5 protein-coding genes, 2 tRNA genes and 4 rRNA genes are annotated in these 13176 nt (G+C 52.2%); 10 read left to right on the forward strand and 1 reads right to left on the reverse strand.

The annotated features are described in order from the left end of the window. The first annotated feature begins 86 nt into the window (after positions 1 to 86). The 10 genes from rrf (LFE_RS05450) (at position 87) to LFE_RS05495 (ending at position 12477) form a co-directional block, all read left to right on the forward strand. Positions 87 to 203: ribosomal RNA gene (rrf, locus tag LFE_RS05450) — 5S ribosomal RNA — on the forward strand. Positions 204 to 613: 410 nt separating this feature from the next. After that, positions 614 to 1948, forward strand: a complete 1335-nt coding sequence (locus tag LFE_RS05455; RefSeq protein WP_014449245.1) for a hypothetical protein — start codon at positions 614 to 616, stop codon at positions 1946 to 1948. A 568-nt stretch (positions 1949 to 2516) separates the two neighbouring features. Then, the gene (locus LFE_RS05460; RefSeq protein WP_014449246.1) at positions 2517 to 2711 is read left to right on the forward strand and encodes a hypothetical protein; all 195 of its coding nucleotides are present in this window, start codon (positions 2517 to 2519) and stop codon (positions 2709 to 2711) included. Then, entirely contained in the window at positions 2698 to 2958 is a 261-nt protein-coding gene (locus LFE_RS14670; protein WP_014449247.1) for a type II toxin-antitoxin system RelE family toxin, read from the forward strand. The genes LFE_RS05460 and LFE_RS14670 overlap by 14 nt, the downstream gene beginning before the upstream one ends. A 656-nt stretch (positions 2959 to 3614) precedes the next feature. Continuing rightward, positions 3615 to 5176, forward strand: a 16S ribosomal RNA gene (locus tag LFE_RS05470). Between the two features lie 82 nt (positions 5177 to 5258). Continuing rightward, positions 5259 to 5335: transfer RNA gene (locus LFE_RS05475), tRNA-Ile, on the forward strand. A 5-nt stretch (positions 5336 to 5340) separates the two neighbouring features. Continuing rightward, positions 5341 to 5416: transfer RNA gene (locus LFE_RS05480), tRNA-Ala, on the forward strand. Positions 5417 to 5619: 203 nt separating this feature from the next. Then, positions 5620 to 8595, forward strand: a 23S ribosomal RNA gene (locus LFE_RS05485). Positions 8596 to 8694: 99 nt separating this feature from the next. Next, a 5S ribosomal RNA gene (gene rrf / locus LFE_RS05490) occupies positions 8695 to 8811 on the forward strand. The 16S, 23S and 5S rRNA genes sit together here with 2 tRNA genes alongside, the layout of an rRNA operon. Positions 8812 to 9321: 510 nt before the next feature. Further along, positions 9322 to 12477, forward strand: a complete 3156-nt coding sequence (locus LFE_RS05495) for an NADH-ubiquinone oxidoreductase-F iron-sulfur binding region domain-containing protein (RefSeq protein WP_014449249.1) — start codon at positions 9322 to 9324, stop codon at positions 12475 to 12477. Here the strand turns inward: LFE_RS05495 and LFE_RS05500 are convergent. After that, positions 12436 to 13176, reverse strand: a complete 741-nt coding sequence (locus LFE_RS05500; RefSeq protein ID WP_081495354.1) for an endonuclease III domain-containing protein — start codon at positions 13174 to 13176, stop codon at positions 12436 to 12438. The two genes, LFE_RS05495 and LFE_RS05500, sit on opposite strands and share 42 nt — an antisense overlap.

Here is a 13176-nt window from a genome sequence, read left to right on the forward strand (position 1 = left end):
TCTAGAAAGTTTGACCCTTCTTCTTGACGAACTGCGGAACGCCTCGTAAAAAACAACGAGGGGTCCCGCAGTTCGCCTGCCGGTTTTCCGGTGGCCATGCCGGAGGGGATCCACCCGTTCCCATCCCGAACACGGCCGTTAAGCCCTCCAGGGCCGATGATACTGCAACTGCAAGGTTGTGGGAAAGTAGGACGCTGCCGGAATAAATGTTGGGTCTGTTCCCGTCCTCGACGGGTTCAGGCCCTTTTTCTTTTTTCCTTTCCTCTTTTCTTCACTTTTTTATTGGATTTCCGCTTTCCTTTCTCTCCTGAACTCTTTCTATTATTTCTTCCTCGCGCTGACAAAATCCTTTTTCCGAAGTTAACTCCGATTTTTCATGATGCCTATGATTCTGTCATATCATCATAAATGATATCTTCTTCGGAGGCTCTCAGCTCTTTGTCCTCCTTTTCCCAACCGGAAAGCTCTCCGGGATTCTTTGATGGACAGATCCTCTCCCTTGAGCGTGGTTTCCTTCCTTCAATTAAAGCGCTATCCTGAATCTCCGAAGAACTTTTCCTGTCATCTTCCCGGCAAAAACAGTTCTCGGTCCACTTCCTATGGAGGTATTCCCGTGAATACCGGTCGATCCACCGGTCTCAAAACATCTTTCCCTCTGATCGCTGGAGAGACGTCCGGATTTATCTCGCCTGTCGGCTTCCTTTTGATGCATCTTTTTCAGGGTGTGGCCTGGATCCTGTTTCTCTGGGTTTCCGAGCGGAGAGAACCTTTGGGGACACCGATGTTCTTCGCCATGATCCATGCCTTTGGACTGGGATTCTTGACATTGGCAGCCTTTTCCGTCCTGGTTCACGTTCTTCCGGCGGCTGCCGGCTTGCCGGTGGGAGAGTCCATCGGAGACCGGATCCCCGTCTGGGGCGTCGGTCTCGGCGCTATCTTTTTCGTGACAGGATGGCTCTTGGAGGACCTCCGGCTATCTCTCGTTGGTGGAGCCGTCATTTTATTGTCCTCCGGATATTTTCTCGGAAGGGTCTTGAAGGAGCTTTTCTTTCCGAAGGACCGGCCGCTTCGGAAGAACGGGGGAATGGGTCTCATGATCGGAGTCGCACTGTCGTTTTTTGTGACCGGTGCCGTTCTCGGATTATGGATGCTTTATGCGCTTCTTTATCCTTCGAACAGTTTTGAGCTCACGCGAATTCCCCTCGTCCATGCGCTTTCCATGATCGGGGGATGGCTCACGCTTCTGGTCATGGCGGTCTTTCTGAGGACATCCGGTCCGCTCCTTGGCCATCCCGTCGTGACCATCCGATCGGTTTCTGGCTGGAGTCTGACGGGAGCGGGCGTTCTGCTTGGCATTGCCGGATTTCTATCCGGTATCCGATTTTTAACCGCCTTCGGGTTACTGGTCGGAATGTCTGGACTCGTCCTTTATGGTCGACCGGTCATGACAGCCTTTCGGAAAGCCCGTCCCATGAATCCGTTTCCCCGCTGGTTCCTTGTCTCGGCCACATTCTGGCTTCTTTTGGGAGCGGCTCTTCTTGTTCTGACTCTCGTCACCCACGATTCCATCCTCCCGGGTCTCCTGATGGTTTTTCTGGTCGGGTGGCTGGGACAGTTCTTCCTTGCCCATCTCTACCATCTCGGCCCCAGGCTTCTCGGGATCCTTCGGAATGGACCTCAAGACATGACACCTCCTGTCGCCCTTCTTGACAGAAGGCGGTCCCTAATAACCTTTTCGCTTTATCAGGCGGGAATCGCTCTCGGCATTCTCTATTTCTTTTATCCGAAAGTGTTCCCCGGAGAATTCCGGTGCCTCGGTCCAGCTCTCGGATTCCTCGCCTGGCTCTCCCTGTCGATGGAAATCCGTTCGGCATGGAGAAAATCAGGAAAAATGCCTCCTCCCGAGAAAATGATTTTCATTCCTTCTGTCGGGAGAGGGGATCGATGAACTCAGGAAGACCGTTTACGGAGCGTGTCGAGATCACGAAGAGCCGGGTCGAGGCTTTGACCATTCATCCAGGACTCGAAATTGCAGGGATTTGACGTGGGCCTCTATGCTTGTGGATCGATGACGATGGAAAACCCGTCAGGAAGGTGATCGAGAAACACGGACGAGTGACCGTTCAGACGGTGCGGTAGGTGGGGCGAAGCTGGCTCTTTCACGAGATCGAATGCTGTATAATCCCATAATGACCGCCTGCGGTGTTGGCCGAAAAAAGGGAAACATCTAGGACAGGAGGTCTGCGTCAAAGCCTCCGGAGAGGACAATAAGACGCAAAGGCGGAAACGCCTTCGCGCATCCTCGTCGAAAGAGGAACATTTGTTCGTGAGATCGGAAAACCATCTATTATCTTAAAGCGCTTAGGGCTCGTGTAATAATAAGTGAATCAAAACTTGCCTTGGAAGTGGAGTACTGCCATGATTCCATGATTTCCGCAACGAAAAATGTAATGGTTATAACTGAATAAGCCCTTAGGTGAAGGAAGTTCATGTAACACTCTGGAGGAGGAAAATCGATGAACGTGATCTTGCATCCCCGGTATATTACTGACGAACAGGGAAAGAAGATGTCTGTCGTTCTGTCCGTCGAGGAGTACGAAGCCCTGATGGAGGAGGTCGAGGACTTGGCTCTTGTTGCCGAAAGAAGAAACGAGGAGACTTCTCCCCACGAGGACGTAGAAGCCAGGCTCAAGGCCGATGGTCTCCTATAGGATCCTCTGGAAGCGAAGCGCGGAAAAAGAACTCCGAAAGATTCCGAAGGAGAGGATTCAACAGTTATGGGAAGTGGCATCTATGCTGGAAAACGATCCCTGTCCTCAAGGGGTGAAAAAAATGATTGGGACGGAGTCGGTCTATCGCCTGCGTGTTGGGGATTACCGGCTGGTTTATCGCGTAGACAGAGATCTATCCACAATTGAAATCATCTTGGTCGGCCACCGGCGGGATGTCTATCGGTAGACCAAATCCATTGGATCGAGATAAGGGGGGAGACTTCGACAAGCCAGAAATGGAACTAGAAAATGATACAGGGTAATCGCGGTCATGAAGTCTTCTATTCCAAGGGCCTTGAGATTTTGATTCTGGAATCTCCCTTCTCCTCGCTGACCTCCCCCCCGGGGGCAGTAATTCCCCGAATCTCCCTAAATATTTTGAAACTTGGGCTGAAGTCTCCGGGGTAGTCACGGAAGGCTCCGCCGTTTACTGCGCTGATCAATCACTATTGTCTAGATCTCATTGATACAATGAGTCGTTTCATTGAGACATTCCTTTTGAGCTCCATTAACCCGGACAACTATCGTGCTATAAAACCCGGACAGATTATGTGCTCGCTACGGCTTTTCCTGCAGTGCTTGACAAAGTGAGGGGAGGAGGCTATAACTAGCCTCCTCCGAACGACCTGGAAAAAAACGAAGGGAAGCAAGGGGGGGAGGGGTTGACAGGGATGGTCCTTAAGTGTAGGATCAAACGGTTGACTCTTTCGGGGAGAAAAAAGTCCCCGAAGCGAGAAAGCGCCTGTGGAAACGCAGGGAAGAAGTTCTCGGATCATTGACAACTAAATAGGAGCAGCAACGTCCAATGAAAGGGCCCTGATCATGAAATACAGGAACAAAATGAATCTGGAGAGTTTGATCCTGGCTCAGAACGAACGCTGGCGGCGTGCCTAACACATGCAAGTCCAACGTGAAAGGGGAGCAATCCCCCGGTAGGGTGGCAAACGGGTGAGTAAGACATGGGTGATCTACCTTAGGGATGGGGATATCCTTCCGAAAGGAGGGGCAATACCGAATATTGTCCGGGACCATGAAGGGTTCCGGGGAAAGGGAGGCCTCTGATACAAGCTTTCGCCTTAAGATGAGCCCATGGCCCATCAGCTAGTTGGTAGGGTAAAGGCCTACCAAGGCTACGACGGGTCGCTGGTCTGAGAGGACGACCAGCCACACTGGCACTGAGATACGGGCCAGACTCCTACGGGAGGCAGCAGTGAGGAATATTGCGCAATGGGGGAAACCCTGACGCAGCAACGCCGCGTGTGGGAAGAAGGCCTTCGGGTCGTAAACCACTTTTACTCGGGACGAAAAAGGGATATCAAATAAATATCCCCGATGACGGTACCGTGAGAATAAGCCACGGCTAACTCTGTGCCAGCAGCCGCGGTAAGACAGAGGTGGCAAGCGTTGTTCGGAATTACTGGGCGTAAAGAGTCTGTAGGTGGTTTGTCAAGTCTTTGGTGAAAGGCCGTAGCTTAACTATGGGAATGCCAAAGAGACTGGCAGGCTGGAGGCTGGGAGAGGGAAGCGGAATTTCTGGTGTAGCGGTGAAATGCGTAGATATCAGAAGGAAGGCCGGTGGCGAAGGCGGCTTCCTGGAACAGTCCTGACACTGAAAGACGAAAGCGTGGGGAGCAAACAGGATTAGATACCCTGGTAGTCCACGCCCTAAACGATGGGTACTAAGTGTGGAGGGGTTAAACCCTCCGTGCCGCAGCAAACGCAGTAAGTACCCCGCCTGGGGAGTACGGCCGCAAGGTTGAAACTCAAAGGAATTGACGGGGGCCCGCACAAGCGGTGGTGCATGTGGTTTAATTCGACGCAACGCGAGGAACCTTACCTAGGCTTGACATGTGGTCAGTAGCGAACCGAAAGGGGAGCGACCCGTCAAATCGGGCAATCACACAGGTGCTGCATGGCTGTCGTCAGCTCGTGCCGTGAGGTGTTGGGTTCAGTCCCGCAACGAGCGCAACCCTCGCCCTTTGTTGCCATCGGGTAAAGCCGGGCACTCTAAGGGGACTGCCAGCGACAAGTTGGAGGAAGGAGAGGATGACGTCAAGTCATCATGGCCTTTATGCCTAGGGCCACACACGTGCAACAATGGCCGGTACAGACGGAGGCAATGCCGAGAGGCGGAGCAAACCCGAGAAAACCGGTCCCAGTTCGGATTGAGGTCTGCAACTCGACCTCATGAAGTCGGAATCGCTAGTAATCGCATATCAGAACGATGCGGTGAATACGTTCCCGGGCCTTGTACACACCGCCCGTCACACCACGAAAGTTTGTTGTACCCGAAGTCGGTGCCTTAACCTCGCAAGAGGAGAGAGCCGCCCAAGGTATGGCCGATGATTGGGGTGAAGTCGTAACAAGGTAGCCGTAGGGGAACCTGCGGCTGGATCACCTCCTTTCTAGGAGAGAAGGGTCCTGGATGAAGCGCTCCTATTTAGTATTGTGAAGGATCCGAGTGGAAGCCGGGACCGGAGAAAAACCGGGCCTGTAGCTCAGATGGTGAGAGCGCACGCCTGATAAGCGTGAGGTCGATAGTTCGAATCTATCCAGGCCCACCATCTGCGGGGATGTAGCTCAGTTGGGAGAGCGCCTGCTTTGCAAGCAGGAGGTCAGCGGTTCGATCCCGCTCATCTCCACCACGGAAGAGGAAGAAGGACAGGATGGACCGGCAGGAAAGGAAAGAGGCCGGCCGTCGGGAAGCGACCCCGGGCAAGGATGGGGAAAGAGGCTTCGATCATTGACAATTGAATCGGCAGAAATACAAGAAGAGGGCAACGCAGGCCCGGGGGAACCCGGAGAATGCGAGTCAACAAGCTTTTTGGAGCAAGGGCGAAGAGTAAGCGTTCAAGTGACAAAGGGCAGACGGGGAATGCCTAGGCAGCAGAAGGCGATGAAGGACGTGGCGAGCTGCGAAAAGCTTCGGGGAGCCGCTCACAGGCGATGATCCGGAGGAATCCGAATGGGGGAACCCCACTGGGGGAATGCCCAGTGAGCCTTTTCTGAATTCATAGGAAAAGGCGGCGAACCCGGGGAAGTGAAACATCTCAGTACCCGGAGGAAAAGAAATCAAACGAGATTCCCCAAGTAGTGGCGAGCGAAAAGGGAAGAGCCCAAACCACCGGTATGCAAGGTCAAAGCCGTTGTACCGGCGGGGTTGTTGGAGATAAGGCGGTGTAACTTTGAGTGCACCCGGAACGAGCATCGGTTAGGCGAATGGCCTGGAAAGGCCAACCAGAGAGGGTGACAGTCCCGTAGACGAAAACCGAGAGCAAGGCCGACTTATGATCCAGAGTACCACCGGGCCCGAGAAACCCGGTGGGAAGCAGGGAAGACCACTTTCCAAGGCTAAATACTCACTGCTGACCGATAGTGAACCAGTACCGTGAGGGAAAGGCGAAAAGAACCCCAAGCAGGGGAGTGAAATAGAACCTGAAACCGTCTGCCTACAACCAGTCGGAGCACAGCGCTCGCAAGAGCCGTGTGACGGCGTGCCTTTTGCTTAATGAGCCGGCGAGTTCATCGGAGGAGCGAGGTTAAGGAGGTTCCGAAGCCGAAGCGAAAGCGAGTCCGAATAGGGCGACAAGTTGCTCTGATGAGACCCGAAGCGAAGTGATCTACCCATGGTCAGGATGAAGCGTGGTTAAAACCACGTGGAGGTCCGAACCGGTGCCTGGTGCAAAAGACTCGGATGAACTGTGGGTAGGGGTGAAAGGCTAATCAAACTTCGTGATAGCTGGTTCTCCTCGAAATCACTCTAGGGTGAGCCTTGTATGAATCCTGTCGGAGGTAGAGCACTGAATGGACGAGGGGCCTTCACCGGCTACCGAATCCAACCAAACTCCGAATGCCGACAGAGAATGTACAGGAGTTAGACTACGGGTGCTAAGATCCGTGGTCAAAAGGGAAACAGCCCAGACCGCCAGCTAAGGTCCCTAATTCACGCTTAGTGGGAAAGGAAGTGGATATCCAGAGACAGCCAGGAGGTTGGCTTAGAAGCAGCCATCCTTTAAAGAGTGCGTAATAGCTCACTGGTCAAGGGTATCTGCACCGAAAATGTAACGGGGCTCAAGCGTGGAACCGAAGCTGCGGATTATTGAAAGATAATGGTAGAGGAGCGTTCGTTGTGGGGTGAAGGATGATCGCAAGGGCATCTGGACCGCAACGAAGAGAGAATGCCGGCATAAGTAGCGTTAAAAGACGCGAGAACCGTCTTCGCCGAAAGTCTAAGGTTTCCTGGGCAACGTTCATCGACCCAGGGTAAGTCGGTCCCTAAGCCGAGGAGGAAACTCGTAGGCGATGGAAGACAGGTTAATATTCCTGTACCCGGTGGTTTGCGAACAAAAGCGCCAGAGGGGGGACGCAGGAGGGAAGGCACCGCCACGAGATGGTCTTCGTGGTCTAAGCCCGCAGGGGGGATCTCAGGAAAATCCGGGATCCGATCAACCGAGAGGCGACAGGGAGCCGCGCAAGCGGCGAAGGGGCTGGGCCCACACTGCCAAGAAAAGCCTCGCTGGAAGTGAATCATCGGACCGTACCGCAAACCGACACTGGTAGACGGGAGGAAGACTCCAAGGCGCATGAGAGAACTCTCGCTAAGGAACTAGGCAAACTCGCCCCGTAACTTCGGGAGAAGGGGTGCCGACGGTGTGCAAGCACCTGTCGGTCTCAGTAAAGAGGGTCAAGCGACTGTTTACCAAAAACACAGGACTCTGCAAAGTCGAAAGACGAAGTATAGGGTCTGACGCCTGCCCGGTGCTGGAAGGTTAACGGGAGGGGTTCGCGTGCAAACGCAAAGCTCTGAACCGAAGCCCCAGTAAACGGCGGCCGTAACTATAACGGTCCTAAGGTAGCGAAATTCCTTGTCGGGTAAGTTCCGACCCGCACGAATGGCGTAACGACTTGACCGCTGTCTCAGCGAGAGACTCAGCGAAATTGACGTGCTGGTGAAGATACCAGCTGCCCGCAACTAGACGGAAAGACCCTGTGCACCTTTACTATAGCTTGGCAGTGGTTGCTAGGATCATTTGTGTAGGATAGGTGGGAGGCGTTGAAGCGGGTGCGCTAGCATCCGTGGAGCCAACGGTGAAATACCACCCTAATGATTCTGGCATCCTCACCGAATCCCGTGATCCGGGATCGGGACCCTGCCTGGTGGGTAGTTTGACTGGGGCGGTCGCCTCCTAAAAAGTAACGGAGGCGCCCAAAGGTTCCCTCAGGCTGGCCGGAAACCAGCCGATGAGTGCAAAGGCATAAGGGAGCTTCACTGAGAGACTGACGGGTCGATCAGATGGGAAACCAGGGCTTAGTGATCCGGTGGTTCCTCGTGGGAGGGCCATCGCTCAGCGGACAAAAGGTACGCCGGGGATAACAGGCTGATCTCCCCCAAGAGTTCACATCGACGGGGAGGTTTGGCACCTCGATGTCGACTCATCGCATCCTGGGGCTGAAGTTGGTCCCAAGGGTTGGGCTGTTCGCCCATTAAAGCGGTACGAGAGTTGGGTTCAGAACGTCGTGAGACAGTTCGGTCCCTATCTGTTGTGGGCGTTGGATATTTGAGAGGATCGATCCCTAGTACGAGAGGACCGGGATGGACTGACCTCTAGTGTGCCGGCTGTCGTGCCAACGGCAGGCCGGGTAGCTATGTCGGGACGGGAGAACTGCTGAAAGCATCTAAGCGGGAAACCCACCTCAAGATAAGATATCCCGCCATGTAAGTGGCCAGAAGACCCCTAGAAGACTACTAGGTTGATAGGCTGGGGATGTAAGGCCCGTAAGGGTTTGAGTGTACCAGTACTAATCGGTCGAGAGACTTGAATGGCTCTTCGTCCTTGCTCTAGAAAGTTTGACCCTTCTTCTTGACGAACGCCGGAACGCCTCGGAAAAACAACGAGGGGTCCCGCAGTTCGCCTGCCGGTTTTCCGGTGGCCATGCCGGAGGGGATCCACCCGTTCCCATCCCGAACACGGCCGTTAAGCCCTCCAGGGCCGATGATACTGCAACTGCAAGGTTGTGGGAAAGTAGGACGCTGCCGGAATGAATGTTGGGTCTGTTCCCGTCCTCGACGGGTTCAGGCCCTTTTTTTATCTCCCCTTTTTATCACCTTCATCATGATCTTTTCCTTCCATCCCATCCTTCTTGTTCCAGAACCTCTCTTCATGACTCCCTTTCCGGATCTTTTCCTTTCTCCCAAATTTTTTAGGTTGTTTGTCTAGAATCAATCGGAGTTGACAGGGTTTAGGGACAGGAATAGAATGGACAAACCCGATTTTGCCCCTTTCAATGGCTGACTGGAGTACGGCAAAACCGGTTAAAGTGGGTCTCCTGTCTCCTCATTCTTTCATTTTTTCAAAGGACTTCTCAATGGAGAGGAGCTTTCGATGTTTATTCCAGTTCTGCTGAAAAAGCTTCTAGTCGGATATTTGCTGGCCCGGCTCCCTATTAGGAGCCTGTTCAAAAGTCTTCTCTATGCCTTATTCTTCCGAAAATATTCCCCATATGCCTCTGTTGTCTTGATCAAGCCTAAATCTGTCTGGAGTGCCAAATAATGAAAAACGTGATCGTTTCCGTCGGAATGGCAACTTGCGGGCTTGCCAGCGGCGCTAAAAAAGTCTATGAATCTCTTAAAACCTTAACCGACCAGTATTCCGGTTATCATATAACTCTTAGGCAAACCGGTTGTGTCGGTATGTGCCACAATGAGCCCATCGTCGATGTTGAGGTCGAAGGTCTTTCTAAAGTGACCTATCGTCAGGTTTCTCCTGAAACGATCACCTCGATCCTTGACGCACATCTCCTGAAAAACTCGTTTCTCCCCGAGCTTGCCTTCGGTCAGGTTCAAGGGGCATCAAACGATACTCCGATGATCACCGGTCTCTCTTTAAGTTCCGATAGCGACTATTTCAGGAAACAGGTAAAGATCGTTTCGAAACGCTGCGGGGTGATTGATCCATCATCGATTGATGATTATCTGGCAACCGGCGGATATGACGCTCTCAAAAAAATTCTCTCGGGAATTTCCCCTGAACAGGTTATTGATATCGTTACCACATCCGGTCTGAGGGGTAGGGGTGGCGCAGGCTTTCCCACAGGTCTCAAATGGTCTTTCACCAGAAAAGCTCAGGGTGATACAAAATTCGTCGTTTGTAACGCGGATGAGGGTGATCCTGGCGCCTTTATGGATCGATCCGTTCTTGAGGGAGATCCACATTCCGTCATTGAGGGTATGATCATCGGAGCTTATGCCATTGGTAACTCCACCAAAGGCTACATCTACTGCAGGGCAGAGTATCCCCATGCCATCAGGCTTCTCAAGGGCGCGATCAAGCAGGCGATGGAGCGGGGACTTCTTGGTGATCATATCCTTGGGACCGATCTGTCTTTTCATCTGGAAATCAAGGAGGGGGCCGGAGCCTACGTTTGTGGTGAGGAAACAGCTCTTCTGGCATCTATTATGGGCGATCGAGGAATGCCCTGGCCCAAACCACCCTTTCCAGCCCAAAAAGGGATATGGGAACAACCCACACTGATCAATAATGTTGAGACACTCGCGAATATTCCCCATATCATCATTGGTGGCGGGGAATGGTATGCCTCCTTTGGGACAGAAAAGACCAAGGGAACGAAAACGTTCGCTCTGACGGGAAAGATCAAGCGAACCGGTCTCATCGAGGTTGCAGCAGGAACGACCCTCAAAGAGATTGTCTATGAGATCGCTGGTGGAATGAGCGGTACTAAAAAATTTAAGGCAGCTCAGCTCGGAGGCCCATCCGGTGGCTGTATCCCGGTGGATTTGATTGAAACACCAATCGATTTCGAATCGCTGATTTCTGCTGGAGCGATTATGGGATCCGGCGGAATTATCGTTCTTGATGAAGCCAATTGTATTGTTGATACCGCTAAATATTTTATGTCTTTTACCAAGGATGAGTCCTGTGGCGAGTGCACTCCATGCAGGGATGGAACAAAAGTCATGCTGGACATGATTGAACGAATCAGTGACGGCCGGGGAGAGATGAAAGACCTGGACGATCTCATCAATTTGTCTACCTATGTCAAGTCCAACTCTCTGTGTGGTCTGGGGCAGGCGGCTCCCAATCCAGTGCTCTCGACTATCCGCTATTTCCGCGCGGAGTATGAAGACCATATCAAAAGGAAAAAATGCGTATCCCAATCCTGCAAAGAGATTGTGTATGCGCCCTGTCAACACGAATGTCCTGTCGGAATCGACATACCCCGATACATCACCGAAGTTTTCCGGGGCCAATATGCTGAAGCCCTTCAAACGGTCAGGAAACGCCTGCCGTTTCCGGGGATCATCAGTCGAGTCTGTTACAGACCCTGCGAGAGCCCCTGTTCCCGGGGGGATATTGATGAGCCCATTGCCATCAACGCGTTAAAGCGATTTGCTTATGACTGGGAGTACAACCAGGGCATTCAGCCAGTTTATACGCCTGATGCGGACATCAATAAAAAAGTTGCTGTTGTCGGATCCGGTCCCGCTGGTTTGGCTGCAGCATTTTATCTGGGGAAAATGGGATACAAGGTAACCGTATTCGAGCAATATAATGTCATCGGGGGAATGTTGGCTGTTGGTATTCCCAAATACAGGCTTCCAAGGGAACTTCTGAATTTTGAACTCAAAATCTTTGAGGGTTTGGCTGTTGAGTTCAAGACGAACACGGCTCTGGGCAGGGACTTTTCAATGGAAGACCTGTTTGAGCAGAACTATGAAGCTGTTTTCCTTGGAATCGGTGCCCACAAGCCCTCCAAGATGAATGTAAAAGGGGAGGATCTTCCTTCTGTTCAGGATGGTATCTACTTCCTCAGGAAAGTTTGCACCGATGAGCCTGTCCAGGTTGGAAAGCGTGTTGCCGTGATTGGCGGTGGGAATGTTGCTATCGATGTGGCCCGATCTGCGATCCGCATGGGAGCCGACGAGGTCACTGTGTATTATCGACGAACCCGGGAAGAAATGCCTGCCCATGATTTTGAAGTGCAAGAGGCAGAGCACGAAGGTATTCGTTTTGAGTTTTTACTGGCACCACTTGAGATTCGTGAGAATACGAGTGAGTCTGGGGAAAAGGAAACGGTTATTGACTTCCAGGTCAATGCTCTTGGCCGGGACTTTGACAATAGCGGAAGAAGAAAGCCCGTTGCTGTCAAGGGAACGGTCCGAAGCATCCATGTGGATACGGTCATTGCCGCAATTGGCCAGACAATGGATACCAGCGTGTTTGAGAAAAATGGAGTGACCTTCCATAAGTGGGGAACGGTGAAGGTTGATCCTGATACGCTGATGAGCGAATCCAGACCAGCTGTTTTTGCCGGTGGAGATGCCATGACCGGGCCCCTGGACGTGATCCATTCCATTCGGGATGGAGAGCAGTGTGCCGTTTTCATTGATCGGTATTTCAAGGGCAATCCTGATAGGAACTATCCATTCTATACGCCTGAGATCAATGAGGATCCCATGGTTCTGGGAGAGATCCACAGGGTTCCGATGCCGGCTTTGCCGATTGAGGCAAGAGTTGGCTTTTCAGAGGTTGAGACCGGTTTTACCGTCGCTGATGCATGGAATGAGGCATCAAGGTGCATTCGGTGTGAGCTCGAAGGGCGTATGGATCCGAAAGAGCGAATCAATAATGCTCAAAGCCATGATTCACCGGTATTTATCAACTTTGACTCGATCGCAATACGCTGACGGTAAAAGGCAGAGGGAGCAAAAAGGGGAGACAGGTTTACAGATAGATTGCCCGAATGCGACGAGAATCCTGTTGACGTCAGACTTGTGGTCTTCTGGAACAAGTCTGCTTATGGCATGGTAGGTCTCGTCAGGACTATTGGTCTGGACCACTCCCCATCTGTTGACGATTCTATGCACATGTGTGTCGACACAAATATCGGGGATGCCCCATCCGGCGGATCGTACGAGCGTCGCTGTCTTGAGTCCGACTCCTGGAAGCTGCAACAGCTTTTCCATGGATTTCGGAGGTTCCGTTTCTCCTGAATCATGAATCTCTTGAGAAATTCTCTTGATTGTTATTGCCTTCGTCCTGTAGAATCCCACGGGAAAAATCAGCTTTCCTATCAGATCTGTATCCAGGGTCGAGAGACTTTTGGCGTCAGGGTAGATGCTGCAGAGTCTGTTGAAGGCTTCCACTGTCACAGGATCTCGTGTTCTGAGCGACAGGATCGTCATGATCAAGACCTGAAAAGGAGATCGGGCCTCTTTTAAAAGTTCTACCGCTGGTTCGGGAATGTTTTGTTTCCTTAGCCCCACATCAATGATGCGGAGAGCTTGGACCATTCTATCGGATCGATTCAGTTCGTTTGCCGGAATAGATGGCCCAACAGGTTTTTTGGATTTTCCCTTTATCCCCCCGCTCACTTTTCGAGCCAT

This window comes from Leptospirillum ferrooxidans C2-3 (genome assembly GCF_000284315.1).
Taxonomy (GTDB): domain Bacteria; phylum Nitrospirota; class Leptospirillia; order Leptospirillales; family Leptospirillaceae; genus Leptospirillum; species Leptospirillum ferrooxidans.

Bases quoted from the DNA above. Each gene is read 5' to 3' on its own strand.
- LFE_RS05460 (WP_014449246.1), top strand. From the start codon at position 2,517: ATGAACGTGATCTTGCATCCCCGGTATATTACTGACGAACAGGGAAAG.
- LFE_RS05500 (WP_081495354.1), bottom strand. From the start codon at position 13,176: ATGGCTCGAAAAGTGAGCGGGGGGATAAAGGGAAAATCCAAAAAACCT.
- LFE_RS14670 (WP_014449247.1), top strand. From the start codon at position 2,698: ATGGTCTCCTATAGGATCCTCTGGAAGCGAAGCGCGGAAAAAGAACTC.
- LFE_RS05495 (WP_014449249.1), top strand. From the start codon at position 9,322: ATGAAAAACGTGATCGTTTCCGTCGGAATGGCAACTTGCGGGCTTGCC.